Here is a 14,073-nt window from a genome sequence, read left to right as displayed (position 1 = left end):
GTGGTTGATTTGTATAATTCTACTAATTAGTTGTTTCTGTTCATTGCAGAAAGCATGCCTCCATAAACACCATTTAATGATGATAAATTAGACGCTAAAGATTTCATCTGGTCTTTAAGTTTCGTTGCATTTTCAACAGCTTCTTCGTTGATTGCAGCCTGACGACTTGCAGATTCCATCTGAACTTTATAAAGACTGTTCAATGATTCCATTTGTGCCGCAGCCAATGACATTTCTTCACCGTACTTTCTAGTCGCAGCCATTGAATCTACCGTTGGGCTAATTCCTTTAGCAGCACCTTCAAAGTTTTTAATACTGTTGCCTAAACTAGCCATTAATTCGCCATCAATTTTTGCATCTTTAAGTAATGCATCCAATTTTTTAGATAAAAGTCCTTCTGCGTCTTTAGGTTGCTCTATTTTTTTATTTAATGATGGTCCACCTGCTAATTCGGGATATACTAATGACCAATCCAAATCATCGTCAATAGGTTCAAATGCCGATACCGCGAATACTGCTGCCTCTGTAATTAAACCGATGATTAACATTTGATTTCCATAAGGCCAGTGCATAATTTTAAATAATGCACCTAAGATTACTACTGCCGCACCTAGGCCATAAGTCATAATCATAATTCTTTTTCTTGCTCTTGATTGTGCCATAATTTTGTTTTTTAATTAAGTTAAAATACTTAGTAGATTAATATTTAGTTTTGGTTGTTAAGGTTCTTAATTTTTGTTAGTTGCTGCATTTGCAGTAATATCTGTTCCCATATAATCCTGTACAGTTCTAAAGCCAATATAGCTTCGTGCGGAATCAGCATATTCATAATCTCTAGAGCTTACCTGTAGGAAATACGCAACGTCTTTCCATGAACCACCTCTTACAACTTTACGTTGGTTGTTAGGATCATTGACGTTAGGGTTGATCGTGGACATATATTCATAAGATGCCGGGTCATAAGATCCGTTTACCCATTCTGATACGTTACCAGCCATGTTATATAAATTGAAATCATTTGGCTCATAAGACTTTGCCTCAACAGTATATAATGCCATATCAGCTGCATAGTCACCACGCAATGGTTTAAAGTTTGCTAAGAAACAACCTCTATCATTTTTAGCATATGGACCACCCCATGGGAATGTTGCACCTTGAAGACCACCTCTGGCAGCATATTCCCACTCAGCTTCTGATGGTAATCGGAAAGAGTTTACGTTTTGAGCACCTTTACTTTTTTGGTAAGAGTTTTTATATAATGTTCTCCAGTTACAGAAAGCATTGGCTTGTTTCCAAGACACCCCAACAACAGGATATGCACCGTAAGCTTCGTGCCAAAAATAATCATTGTGCATTGGCTCATTATATGAATAAGCAAAATCTCTGATCCAGGCTGTTGTATCGGGATAAATTTGAACCTCCTCAGTTACCAAAACGTCTTTACGTTTTAAGTTTCTGTTTTTAGCTGCTTTTTGGATGTCCATATACGTATATTTATACTTAAATTTTGTAACATCCCAAGTACGTTGTCCATTGTAAGACTCCTCCATTGACAAGTACATAGTATCCATAACCTCAGCATAGTACTCATCCGGGTACTTACTCGTATCGTAAATTAACTTTACCTTTTTGTTTAATGGTCGCCCTTCAAAACCTGTTGGACCTAAACCACTATACGTATCATACATATACTTTTCATAAACGGTCATCTTTTCTGGATCGGCATCTCTAAACGCAAATTCTCCAATACCTCCATTTCCTGGGGTCTCACCGATTTCATCAGCCATGATTGCCAATTTAGTCCTAATGATAGAATCTCTGACCCAGTTAACAAACTGACGGTACTCACTATTAGTAATTTCAGTTTCGTCCATGTAAAAGGCTCTAACAGTTGCAGTTTTGGTTGGGGCATCGTGAATACCGGCCAAATCATCGTCAGATTTACCCATAATAAATGAACCCCCTGGAACTAAGGTCATTCCATATGGTTTTTCCGGATGCCATTTCTTTCCTTTAACTCCAACTAATTCTCCTCTGTCTCCAGAATTACAACTAGTCAATAGAGCTAAAACAGCGGTTAATAAAGCGAACTTCTTCATATTCATAAAAACTCGAGGTTAAATTATTTAGCAGTAAATTTTATGTTACCATTATTTGAGGGAGTAAACATATCTATATATTTTTAAAAAAACAATTTATTTCTTACTTTTTTTGCATTTCATCCTAAAAAGAGGTCGTTTCATCGATGAAAGAACCATTCCACAGGTAATTAAAAGCTATTTTTCTTGTAGGCCTTATACCATCTTTCAGGTATTTTCCCTTGTGTAGCTTCGATATAATCGTCATGCATGCATGGTAATAACGTATGCTTCTTTAATTTATTATTGACCTCTGGTAAAAAAGGAATTTCGATCCACCAACGCCCCGTTTTGATGCTTTTGTAAAAAATCAATTCATCCTCGTCTATTAAAACGTTAAATTTCTGATAGTTGACATCATCATTTAACGGATCTTCTTTAATGCGACAGTTAACCCCTTCAACAAAATACCATAACATTTGTGCTACAAGCATTGCGGTGCCGTGATCATCCTGTGAATGCTGGTATTCATAAATACCAAAAGAGGACACCTTATTACTGATCCCTGCATATCTTGCGATGGCACAAATTTCTTTTCCATCCAAGCCATTTGGCGAATACCGTTGTTCAGTAGAGACCTCCGACGCCTTCACTGCTTTTAAATCTACACTCACAATATGGGCATCTCGCATTACGGGCTCTACGACATTGATGGATTTTGATATTTCGCCCAAACGATAAGCTTCAAAATAGAGCTTCTCCATTAAATCTATTTCTTCTTGCGAATTGAAATAGGTTTGGTAGCCAATGGTAGAATAATTAAACAGATTATAAGGCTGTTCTAAAATGATTTTCCCCAAATAACTATTGTTTTTCATGGGCAACGAGGAATCTCCCAAATCAAAATTACAATCCACACTTACAATGTTGACCATTGGTAAAACACTATCGTAAGCTCTATAATTAGGATAGGTCAAATCCTGACTTCCTCCTAATATGATAGGAATGATTTGTTTTTCGAGCAAGACGGCAATCGTTGTCCGCAATGCAAAATAAGTATCCTCCACGCTATCGCCTTGACGGATATCGCCCAAATCGGCCATGGCGGTGTGCCAATTCCCAGGAAACAAACCGTAAAACACCTTTCTTATATGCTCCAACCGCACCTCAGATCCACTATAATTAACATCATTCCTGTTTTCAAGAACACCGATAATGGCAATCTTTACACCCTCAAGATCTGGAAGTCCGTCTGCCTCAGAATGAATCCTCATTTTTGTTCCCAGGGCTTGTGGTGACAAAAACTCATTGTCAGACAATACTTCATCAGAAACAGGCGTCAAAAAATTAAAGGTCATGGCTTACTTCTTTTTTGTAGTTGTTGTTTTTTTGACAGCTTTAGCAGGCGTTTTCTTTGCAGTTTTAGCAGGTGCTTTCTTTGCGGCGGCTTTCTTTTTTGGTGTTTTTTCTTCAATCATCGCTTTGGCACTTTCCAAAGTCAATTTAGAAACATCAACCGTTTTAGCCAATTCAACCTTTATTTTTCCTTTAATGATATTATGCCTTCCCCAACGTGCCTTTTCCACACGAATTCCTTCATCTTCCCAATTGTGGATGACCTTATCTATTTCCTTTTGAATTTTATCTTCAATCAATTCTACAATATCACTGTCAGATAAATTATCCCAATCATATTTTTTATTGACGTTAATAAACATATCGTTCCATTTAATGAAAGGACCAAAACGCCCTTTACCTTTTTGAACAGGTAAATCGTTATACATATATATAGGAGCGTCTGCTTGTTCTTTCTCTTTAATTAAATCGATAGCGACATCAAGCTCCACATTTAAGGCTTCCATTCCCTTCGGAAGAGACACAAACTTGTCGCCATATTTTACATAAGGTCCAAAACGCCCATTATTAACCTCGACGGTTTCGTCATTATACGTCCCCAATGTTTTTGGAAGCTGGAAAAGATCCATGGCTTCTTCATAGGTGATGTTAGCTAATTGTTGGTCTGGAGATAAACTCGCGAACAAAGGTTTTTCTTCTTCATCAACCGTTCCGATTTGCACCATGGGACCGAACTTGCCCAAACGCACACTTACTTGTCGTCCGGTTTTTGGGTCTGTACCTAAAATACGTTCGCCCGATTCACGCTCAGCATTTTCTTGAACATCTATAACCTGTGGATGAAAGTCTTTGTAAAAGTCCTTCATCATTTTAGTCCAATCTTCATTTCCTTCTGCTATTTCGTCAAAATCGGCCTCCATCTTTGCGGTAAAGTTGTAATCCAGAATTTTCTCAAAATGGTTGACCAAAAAATCGGTCACAATTGTCCCAATATCTGTGGGTACTAATTTCCCTTTATCTGATCCTACTTTTTCAGTGAGTTCGTTATCTTTTACCTTCCCACCTTTTAAGGTCAATTGTGTATAATTTCGTTCTACACCTTCAATAGATCCTTTTTCAACATAGTTTCTATTTTGAATGGTTGAAATCGTTGGTGCATATGTCGATGGTCGACCAATACCCAATTCTTCCAACTGCTTTACCAAAGAAGCTTCCGTATAGCGATAAGGAGGTCTTGTATAACGCTCCGTGGCCGTGATGTATGAATTAACCAAAGTTTCATTGGTTTTCATGGCTGGCAACATACCGTCCTGTTCAGAATCTTCATCATCAGTTCCTTCTAAATAGACTTTTAAAAACCCATCAAAAGTGATGACTTCGCCATTGGCCGTGAACAATTCTTTATGTGTGGAAGCACTAATTTTCACGTTGGTACGCTCCAGTTCAGCTTCACTCATTTGTGAAGCAATGGCACGTTTCCAAATTAAATCATATAATCTGGCCTGATCTCTATCAATGTCAACAGAGTGCACAGAAAAATCAGTTGGCCTGATGGCCTCATGCGCTTCTTGAGCACCTTTTGATTTACCTTTATAATTGCGTGGTTTACTATATTTTGAACCGTATGCCTCATTAATCTCAGCTTGGGCACCATTACGTGCTTCATCAGATAAATTGACGCTATCTGTTCTCATATAAGTAATCAAACCCGCTTCATACAAACGTTGCGCCATCGTCATGGTTTTCGATACTGAAAAATAGAGCTTACGCGACGCCTCTTGCTGTAAAGTAGAGGTTGTAAATGGTGCTGCTGGAGATTTCTTAGCTGGTTTTTTATCTAAATCGGCAACTTTAAAAGCCGCTGCTGCATTAGATTCTAAAAATTTATACGCTTCTTCCTTGGTAGAAAAATTCTTTGGAAGTTTTGCCTTGAAACTCTGTCCTGCTTCATTGGAAAATTCAGCATCAATTCTATAAGAGGCTTCCGGCTGGAAGTCTTGTATTTCTCTTTCACGTTCTACAATAAGCCTCACAGAAACCGATTGCACACGCCCGGCTGAAAGTCCGCCTTTTACCTTACGCCATAACACTGGAGACAGCTCATAACCTACAATTCTATCCAACACTCGACGCGCTTGTTGTGCATCTACTAAATGGTAATCAATATCACGTGGATTTTCAATTGCTTTTAGAATAGCTGTTTTGGTAATTTCATGAAAAACAATACGTTTAGTTTTTGCTTTATCCAACTTTAAAGTCTCCGCCAAGTGCCATGCAATGGCCTCACCCTCGCGGTCCTCATCACTTGCTAGCCATACCATCTCGGCACCTTTCGCTAAGTCTTTAAGTTTTTTTACTACTGCTTTTTTATCTTTCGAAACTTCATATCTTGGTTTAAAATCGCCTTCTACATCAACCCCCAATTCATTAGAAGGTAAATCGGCAATATGCCCAAAACTGGACTCTACCTTAAAATCCTTTCCTAAAAATTTTTCAATCGTTTTAGCCTTCGCAGGGGACTCGACAATAACTAAGTTCTTCGCCATATTACATTTTTTCTGGCTACAAATGTATGTGAAAAAATATTATTCAACCTAATTAAAAAAATCTAAGCCGATTTATATGCTATTGGACGAGCCACAACTAGGCATTAAAAAAGCCTGAAGGTTCAGGCTTTTAAATACATTATATTTCCAAAGATCATTTTGAGTGCTCTATCGTACACACAATCTCAATACCAATAATTTCAGAAAGCTAGTATGAAATAAAATCAATACAATTTACGGATTCATATAGCCATCCAAAAAATTATGTACACTCTACTCCATATATATTATATTAAAAAACGACTTCCTCACCAATTTGATTCAACTCGCACAAATCATCAAACCCTACTGTTTCTTTATAGATAAAATAAATAGGATGGTACATAAATGGCGCTAAAAACAAACTTCCAAGGCCACAGCTCACAAAAGTCAGTATCCCAACAGCCATATAAGAAACAAATAACAATCCAAAAGTCAATAGCCATTTCTTATTCCCTATTCTAAAACTTGAGCTCACAATATCGCCTACGGACCATTCTGGATTCATGGCAAAAGTTATCGAAAAGAATGACATCGGGATCATCACATATATTAATGGTAGGTAAAAGAATAAAGCCGCAGGAATGGCTATTAAAACAGTGACCAACATTAACACTAATATCTTGCCAAGATGTTTTCCTTTCAAGAAATAAAACAAGTCTGACGTTTTAGCTTCAAGGCCCTCATCTACATTTTTCAATATTCTGAAAAAAGCCGCCGTCAGCGCCACTTGAACAACACCTATAATAAAGATTCCTACAATAATAAATAACACATAAAACACAGACAACCCTGCAAATAAACCACTCATATCGTTCGGATCAAAATGCCCTGAGTCAGCTTGTGATATAGCCATCATGACGATGGGCACATAGATAACGATGAAAAACGGCACCATTAAAATGATGACAAATAATTGCAATAAAAAGCCCTGCAGCCAGCTTTTCTTAAAGAGTTCAATCGATAAATTAAAAATAGTTCCGAAATCCAAATCTTTAGCTTGAGCTATTCTGGACTGAAATTCTGATGGGGTCATTTTTTAAAATTTAGTTGGTTCAACTTCAAAGAAACTATAAATTTTTAACATTATCAAAACATTTTAATACACTGTCACTTTGTCACAATCATTAAAATAATCTTATCTTTGCAGCTGTCTTTTAAGGAAGACAAAAAAAACAATCACAGACGTTTCAAGACACTTATGGAGAAAATTATTGACGAAAGCAAGCAAGGAGAAAGTCTCGTACTCGAACAAAAAAAAGAGAATACCCGTAAGCTTTTTATTGAAAGCTATGGTTGTTCCATGAATTTTAGTGACAGTGAAATTGTAGCTTCCATTCTATATCAGGAAGGTTATAACACCACCCAAATACTGGAAGAAGCAGATCTGGTTTTAGTAAATACCTGCTCCATTCGCGATAAAGCAGAACAAACCATCCGAAAAAGATTGGAAAAATACAATGCTGTAAAGCGTATCAATCCTAAAATGAAAGTTGGGGTTTTGGGCTGTATGGCGGAGCGCTTGAAAAGCAAACTTCTTGAAGAAGAAAAAATCGTCGACCTGGTTGTTGGACCTGACGCTTATAAAGATCTTCCAAATTTATTATCAGAGGTTGAAGAAGGTAGAGATGCCATCAACGTTATTTTAAGCAAAGATGAAACCTATGGCGATATCTCACCGGTCCGTTTAAATAGTAATGGCGTTTCTGCTTTTGTTTCCATCACACGTGGCTGCGATAATATGTGCACGTTTTGTGTGGTGCCGTTTACGCGCGGACGAGAACGCAGCCGTGATCCGCAAAGTATTTTAGAAGAAGTCAAGGACCTTTGGAGCAGAGGCTTTAAAGAAATTACCTTATTGGGCCAAAACGTGGATAGCTATTTATGGTATGGCGGCGGACTGAAAAAAGATTTCGACAAGGCCAGCGACATGCAAAAAGCGACGGTAGTCAATTTTTCCAATTTATTGGATTTATGTGCGAAAGCCTATCCCAAAATGCGCATTCGTTTTTCAACTTCCAATCCACAGGATTTGACTTTGGATGTGATTGAAACGATGGCGAAATATAAAAATATCTGTAAGCATATTCACTTGCCAGTGCAAAGTGGCAGCAATCGCATTCTTAAGGAAATGAATCGTTTGCATACCCGTGAAGAATATTTCGCATTGATTGATAATATCAGACGCATTCTTCCTACCTGTTCGATTTCTCAGGATATGATTTCAGGTTTTCCAACAGAAACTGAAGCCGACCATCAGGATACTTTAAGTTTAATGGAATACGTGAAATATAACTTCGGATATATGTTTACCTATTCTGAACGCCCTGGAACTCTAGCCGAGCGTAAATTGGAAGATGATGTTCCTGAAGAAGTGAAAAAAAGACGTTTGGATGAGATTGTCCAATTGCAAAGACAACATAGCGAATTCAGAACCAAAGCCTATGTAGGCACCACGGTGGAAGTTTTGGTGGAACGCGAATCTAAAAAATCAGACCAGGAATGGTCCGGAAGAACCTCACAAAATGTCGTGGCCGTTTTCCCAAAAGCCCACTATAAAATTGGCGATTTGGTAAACGTCAAAATTACAGATTGTACCAGTGCCACTTTAATTGGAGAAGCTATTGAATATGCCATCATTTAATAATGAATAAGAGATATCAATCTTTTATAGTATTCTAAACCACACAAGTATTCACTCTTAATTCTTAACTTTTAATCTTAAAATGGAATCAATTCAAGCCATAAAACAACGTTTCGGAATTATTGGGAATGACCCAAAGCTCAACCGGTCTATAGAAAAAGCCATTCAGGTTGCCCCAACGGATATTTCGGTTTTGGTAACTGGAGAAAGTGGTGTCGGTAAAGAAAGCATTCCAAAAATCATCCATCAACTATCCCATCGCAAACACGGTAAATATATTGCCGTAAACTGCGGCGCCATTCCAGAAGGCACGATTGACAGTGAACTTTTTGGTCATGAAAAAGGATCTTTTACAGGCGCAACAAATACGCGCGAAGGCTATTTTGAAGTGGCCGACGGCGGTACTATTTTTTTAGATGAAGTTGGTGAACTTCCACTAACCACTCAAGTGCGCTTGTTACGTGTTTTGGAAAATGGCGAATTTATAAAAGTAGGTTCCAGTAAAGTCCAAAAAACAGATGTCCGAATTGTAGCAGCCACCAATGTGAATATGTTTGAGGCCATCAAGAAAGAACAGTTTCGCGAAGATCTTTATTATAGATTAAGCACCATTGAAATTCATTTGCCACCTCTGCGAGACCGCAAGGACGATATTCATTTGTTATTCCGCAAATTTGCCAGCGATTTTGCCCTGAAATATAAAATGCCTACCATCAAATTAACTGATGAAGCGGTTGACGTCCTTTTAAAACATAGATGGAACGGAAATATTAGGCAGTTGCGTAATGCTGCTGAGCAAATATCCGTATTAGAGCACACCAGGACTATTAGTGCCGCAACCTTAAAAGGCTACTTACCTAGTCAAGGCGATAATCTTCCTGCCATAATTAAAAATTCAAAAAGCGATAGCGATTTTAGCAGCGAGCGTGAGATTCTCTACAAAGTACTTTTTGACATGAAAAGCGACTTGAACGACTTGAAGAAACTCACCATGGAGCTCATGAAAAACGGAAACGCCAACGAGGTACAAGAGAAAAATGAAGGTTTAATCCAAAAAATTTATGGCGATGACGATGCAGAAGATTATGAAGATACCATCGAAGATTTAGAAGTCATGTCCATTCCCGAAAAAATGAGTCAACTTTCAGAAGCCATTGACAATAACACTGACAAATACCATTTTGCCGAAGAAGTTGAGGAAGAGGAAACGCTTTCTTTACATGACAAGGAACTCGAATTGATAAAAAAATCATTGGAGCGCCACCAAGGAAAACGTAAATTGGCCGCCGCTGAACTCGGTATTAGCGAGCGCACCTTATACCGAAAAATCAAACAATTCGATTTGTAATAAAACATTGCTCAAAAAAACACAAGTGAAGAAATTAAAAATTTTAGTATTCCTTTTTAGTCTAAGCCTATTTTCAGGCTGTGGTTATTATAAATTTACAGGAATTACCGTGCCAGCAGGAACCAGAACCTATCAAGTTAATTATTTTCAAAATGATGCGCCGTTGATTGAACCTGGTTTGGAGCGTACATTTACAAATGCACTCGCTGACATCATCCAAAATCAAACCAGTTTGCAATTGGTAACTTCAGGCGGAGACATCACCTATGAAGGTGAAATAACAGAGTATCGAATTTCTCCGACCACAGCAACAGCAGATAACACCGCAGCACAAAACCGTTTGACGATTGGTGTTCGGGTTCGTTTTTATGATAAAAACAATCCTGACGGCGATCTTAATCAACAGTTTTCATTCTTTTATGATTACCCAGGAACCGCGCAATTAGTAGGAGCCCAAAAAGATGCGGCCATAGAGGAGATATTTGAACGAATTACACAGGATATTTTGAACGCTACCTTGGCAAAATGGTAATTTTATAACGTGAACAAACAGGACTTTACATATCTACTCACCTATCCGGAGCAATTGACTTCTGACCAAACCGCAACGGTTGGTGAGATTGTTGCCCGTTATCCTTATTTCCAAGCGGCTCGAGCATTGCATTTAAAAGGTTTAAAAACCAAAGAAAGCTTTAAATACAACCAAGAACTCAGAGTTACCGCTGCCTATACGACAGACCGAAGTATTTTATTTGATTTTATTACTTCAGAAGCTTTCAATCAAAATGAGATTTCAAAACTCATCAAACAAAACACAGAACTCTTAAATGCTATTGACGTTAAGGAAGCCGATGATATTTCTGTTAATAAAAAGATGCTGATTGATGAGGCCTTAAAACAGCACATTAAAGATAGTGAGGGCGTTTTAGATCCAGGATTATTTGAGAGAAAAGCACCCGTTCAAACCAATATAAAAGAGGAAACAAGCGTTCCTATCATTGAGGTCGATGTCAACAAAATTGAACCCTCTCCTGAAGAGCAATTAAAAATAGGCAAACCTTTAGATTTCGATAAAAATGAAACCCGTTCGTTTACCGAATGGTTAAAGATTACAAGTTTTAAGCCGATTCAAAGAGCAGCTGAAGAAACGATTGAAACCGAAGAAACAGTATCTTCAATACAAGAGCTGAAACCAAAAGCAGAAGCGCCTCTGGAAAAAAAGTTTGACTTAATAGACAAATTTATATCCTCCAATCCAAAAATCTCTCCTGTTAAAGAAACTACGCCTTCATTCAATCTGGCACAAACAAAATTGGTACAGAATGATAACTTGATGACCGAGACATTGGCGAGGATCTATTTAGAGCAAAAAAATTATGATAAAGCAATTCAATCTTATAGGATTTTAATTTTGAAATATCCAGAAAAAAGTAGTTTCTTTGCAGACCAAATTAAAGCAGTAAAACAATTACAAGCAAATAATACCAAATAGCACATGAGTACTTTTACAATATTTTTAGTTCTTATCATCATTGTATCCTTTTTATTAGTGGTGGTGGTTATGGTTCAAAATCCAAAAGGAGGCGGATTGTCTTCATCATTTGGTGGCGGTGGTACACAACAATTAGGTGGTGTTAAAAAAACAACCGACTTTTTAGATAAAAGTACTTGGATTTTAGCAACGGTGTTGTTAGCCTTGATATTAGTATCAAACATTGCTATTGATGGCGCCACTGGCGCTGCAGAATCTAAAGCGTTGGATCCTGATTCAGCTACGACAAGTATGCCTGCACCAACTAAACCAACAACAAACAATACTGAAACACCAATTGATACTACAAACGAGTAAAAATTGATCAGCTTAAAATAATTAAAATGCCAACAAAATTTGTTGGCATTTTTTTATGCCTGAAACTTTGTCAGTTTAAGCCCCGTGGCACATTTTTCGCAACTATCTAATACAGTAAAAAAAAATTAATTAACCTGTCATGCTTAGGCATGCTTAAAACAAAAAATACAACTATGGGATTAAACATTAAACCATTGGCAGACCGTGTTCTTATTGAACCAGTAGAAGCTGAAACAAAAACAGCTTCAGGAATTATCATTCCAGACAACGCTAAAGAAAAACCACAAAAAGGTAAAGTTGTTGCCGTTGGTGCAGGTACTAAAAAAAATCCAATGACGGTAAAAGTTGGTGAAACCGTTCTTTACGGTAAATATGCAGGAACAGAGCTAAAACTTGAAGGCAAAGATTATTTGATCATGCGTGAGAGTGATGTATTAGCAATTATCTAATTGCAAATTCCAAAAAACAAAAAACAATTTCCAATAACTTTCGCATCAAACTATCAGTTCCTATTTTGGAATTTGGTGTTTTGAGAATTGAAAGTTTAAAATTTTAAACAAAATTTTCATTATGGCAAAACATATAAAATTTGATATTGACGCACGCGACGGATTAAGACGTGGTGTAGATGCATTAGCAAATGCAGTAAAAGTAACTTTAGGCCCAAAAGGTCGTAACGTTATTATCGGTAAATCATTCGGCGCACCTCAGGTGACTAAAGATGGTGTAACCGTTGCAAAAGAAATAGAATTAGAAGATGCACTTGAGAATATGGGTGCACAAATGGTAAAAGAAGTAGCGTCAAAAACCAATGATTTGGCTGGAGATGGTACTACAACAGCTACCGTTTTAGCGCAAGCTATCGTTAAAGAAGGCTTGAAAAACGTTGCAGCTGGTGCCAATCCAATGGATTTGAAACGCGGTATTGACAAAGCTGTTGCAGCGATCGTTGCTGATCTTGAAAAGCAAGCTAAAAAAGTAGGCGACTCATCAGAAATGATTAGACAAGTAGCTTCTATTTCTGCTAATAACGATGATACTATTGGTGAATTGGTAGCCAAAGCCTTCACTAAAGTAGGTAAAGAAGGTGTCATCACTGTTGAAGAAGCTAAAGGATTGGACACTTACGTTGATGTGGTTGAAGGTATGCAATTTGATCGCGGTTATTTATCGCCTTATTTTGTTACGGATGCCGATAAAATGATTGCCGATTTAGAAAATCCATACGTTTTATTATTTGACAAAAAGATCTCAAATCTTCAGGAAATTCTTACAATCCTAGAACCAGTAGCACAATCTGGTCGTACATTATTGATTATTGCTGAAGATGTAGAAGGTCAGGCCTTAGCTACTTTAGTAGTAAACAAATTACGTGGTGGATTAAAAATTGCTGCCGTTAAAGCTCCAGGTTTTGGAGACCGACGTAAAGCAATGTTGGAAGATATCGCTATCTTAACTGGTGGTGTTGTGATTTCAGAAGAAAGAGGCTTCTCTTTAGAGAACGCTGATTTAACCATGTTAGGTACTGCTGAAACGATCACTATCGATAAAGACAACACAACTATTGTAAATGGTTCAGGAAAAGCTGAAGATATCAAAGCAAGAGTTAACCAAATTAAAGCGCAAATTGAAACTACGACGTCTGATTATGACAAAGAAAAACTTCAAGAGCGTTTGGCTAAATTAGCTGGCGGTGTGGCTGTACTTTATGTAGGTGCTGCAAGTGAAGTGGAAATGAAAGAGAAAAAAGACCGCGTGGATGATGCATTGAATGCTACGAGAGCTGCTGTTGAAGAAGGCATTGTTGCTGGTGGTGGTGTAGCATTCATTCGTGCGGTTTCCGCTTTAGCCGATCTTAAAGGCGAAAACGAAGACGAAAATACAGGTATTCAGATCATTCGTCGCGCTATTGAAGAGCCGTTACGTCAGATCTGCGAAAACGCGGGTATTGAAGGTTCTATCATTGTACAGAAAGTAAAAGAAGGCACTGCTGATTTTGGTTACAATGCACGTACTGATAAGTTTGAGAACTTAATTGGTGCAGGTGTAATTGACCCAACTAAGGTTAGCCGCATAGCTTTAGAAAATGCAGCTTCAATTGCAGCTATGTTATTAACAACAGAGTGTGTATTGGCTGATGACGCTGAAGAACAATTTAACGGCGCCCCTATGAATGGCGGCGGCGGTATGGGCGGCATGATGTAAGCCAACCA

12 protein-coding genes are annotated in these 14,073 nt (G+C 37.8%); 7 read left to right on the top strand and 5 right to left on the bottom strand.

The features are described 5' to 3' along the window. Positions 1–26: 26 nt before the first annotated feature. From gldL to ABIQ28_RS04985, 5 genes are all read right to left on the bottom strand, one after another. The gene (gldL, locus tag ABIQ28_RS05005) at positions 27–662 is read right to left on the bottom strand and encodes a gliding motility protein GldL (RefSeq protein WP_348035763.1); all 636 of its coding nucleotides are present in this window, start codon (positions 660–662) and stop codon (positions 27–29) included. Positions 663–728: 66 nt separating this feature from the next. Continuing rightward, on the bottom strand, positions 729–2,105 hold the full coding sequence (gldK, locus tag ABIQ28_RS05000) for a gliding motility lipoprotein GldK (RefSeq protein WP_348035762.1): 1,377 nt from the start codon (positions 2,103–2,105) through the stop codon (positions 729–731). Positions 2,106–2,269: 164 nt separating this feature from the next. Next, positions 2,270–3,436 carry a formimidoylglutamase gene (locus ABIQ28_RS04995; RefSeq protein WP_348035761.1) on the bottom strand — a complete coding sequence of 389 codons (1,167 nt, stop codon included), beginning with the start codon at positions 3,434–3,436 and terminating at the stop codon, positions 2,270–2,272. 3 nt (positions 3,437–3,439) lie between these two features. Next, complete coding sequence (gene topA, locus ABIQ28_RS04990; RefSeq protein ID WP_348035760.1) at positions 3,440–5,980, bottom strand: type I DNA topoisomerase; 2,541 nt, start codon at positions 5,978–5,980, stop codon at positions 3,440–3,442. 292 nt (positions 5,981–6,272) lie between these two features. Then, positions 6,273–7,055 (bottom strand): hypothetical protein, encoded by a 783-nt coding sequence (locus tag ABIQ28_RS04985; protein ID WP_348035758.1) that lies wholly within the window; start codon positions 7,053–7,055, stop codon positions 6,273–6,275. A gap of 165 nt (positions 7,056–7,220) precedes the next feature. On the opposite strand from ABIQ28_RS04985, the gene miaB reads away from it, so the two are divergent. The 7 genes from miaB to groL all read left to right on the top strand — a co-directional run bounded on the left by miaB (position 7,221) and on the right by groL (position 14,065). Then, positions 7,221–8,663, top strand: a complete 1,443-nt coding sequence (gene miaB, locus ABIQ28_RS04980) for a tRNA (N6-isopentenyl adenosine(37)-C2)-methylthiotransferase MiaB (protein ID WP_348035757.1) — start codon at positions 7,221–7,223, stop codon at positions 8,661–8,663. 82 nt (positions 8,664–8,745) lie between these two features. Beyond that, the gene (locus tag ABIQ28_RS04975; RefSeq protein WP_348035756.1) at positions 8,746–10,011 is read left to right on the top strand and encodes a sigma-54 dependent transcriptional regulator; all 1,266 of its coding nucleotides are present in this window, start codon (positions 8,746–8,748) and stop codon (positions 10,009–10,011) included. Positions 10,012–10,036: 25 nt separating this feature from the next. Continuing rightward, positions 10,037–10,543, top strand: a complete 507-nt coding sequence (locus ABIQ28_RS04970) for an LptE family protein (protein ID WP_348035755.1) — start codon at positions 10,037–10,039, stop codon at positions 10,541–10,543. Positions 10,544–10,552: 9 nt separating this feature from the next. Further along, a complete protein-coding gene (locus ABIQ28_RS04965) occupies positions 10,553–11,503 on the top strand; it encodes a tetratricopeptide repeat protein (protein WP_348035753.1) in 951 nt (316 codons plus the stop codon). 3 nt (positions 11,504–11,506) lie between these two features. Beyond that, a complete protein-coding gene (gene secG / locus ABIQ28_RS04960) occupies positions 11,507–11,860 on the top strand; it encodes a preprotein translocase subunit SecG (protein ID WP_348035751.1) in 354 nt (117 codons plus the stop codon). Between the two features lie 173 nt (positions 11,861–12,033). After that, a complete protein-coding gene (gene groES / locus ABIQ28_RS04955) occupies positions 12,034–12,309 on the top strand; it encodes a co-chaperone GroES (RefSeq protein WP_129016628.1) in 276 nt (91 codons plus the stop codon). 121 nt (positions 12,310–12,430) lie between these two features. After that, positions 12,431–14,065 (top strand): chaperonin GroEL, encoded by a 1,635-nt coding sequence (gene groL / locus ABIQ28_RS04950; protein WP_348035750.1) that lies wholly within the window; start codon positions 12,431–12,433, stop codon positions 14,063–14,065. Positions 14,066–14,073 lie beyond the last annotated feature (8 nt).

It is taken from the genome of Gelidibacter sp. (assembly GCF_039916245.1).
Lineage (GTDB): Bacteria > Bacteroidota > Bacteroidia > Flavobacteriales > Flavobacteriaceae > Gelidibacter.
Note: the sequence above shows the minus strand (reverse complement) of the source record. Positions and strands in the feature narration are given on the sequence as shown.

Coding starts and splice junctions, on each gene's coding strand:
- gldL (WP_348035763.1), bottom strand. CDS start 662: ATGGCACAATCAAGAGCAAGAAAAAGAATTATGATTATGACTTATGGC.
- gldK (WP_348035762.1), bottom strand. CDS start 2,105: ATGAATATGAAGAAGTTCGCTTTATTAACCGCTGTTTTAGCTCTATTG.
- ABIQ28_RS04995 (WP_348035761.1), bottom strand. CDS start 3,436: ATGACCTTTAATTTTTTGACGCCTGTTTCTGATGAAGTATTGTCTGAC.
- topA (WP_348035760.1), bottom strand. CDS start 5,980: ATGGCGAAGAACTTAGTTATTGTCGAGTCCCCTGCGAAGGCTAAAACG.
- ABIQ28_RS04985 (WP_348035758.1), bottom strand. CDS start 7,055: ATGACCCCATCAGAATTTCAGTCCAGAATAGCTCAAGCTAAAGATTTG.
- miaB (WP_348035757.1), top strand. CDS start 7,221: ATGGAGAAAATTATTGACGAAAGCAAGCAAGGAGAAAGTCTCGTACTC.
- ABIQ28_RS04975 (WP_348035756.1), top strand. CDS start 8,746: ATGGAATCAATTCAAGCCATAAAACAACGTTTCGGAATTATTGGGAAT.
- secG (WP_348035751.1), top strand. CDS start 11,507: ATGAGTACTTTTACAATATTTTTAGTTCTTATCATCATTGTATCCTTT.
- groES (WP_129016628.1), top strand. CDS start 12,034: ATGGGATTAAACATTAAACCATTGGCAGACCGTGTTCTTATTGAACCA.
- groL (WP_348035750.1), top strand. CDS start 12,431: ATGGCAAAACATATAAAATTTGATATTGACGCACGCGACGGATTAAGA.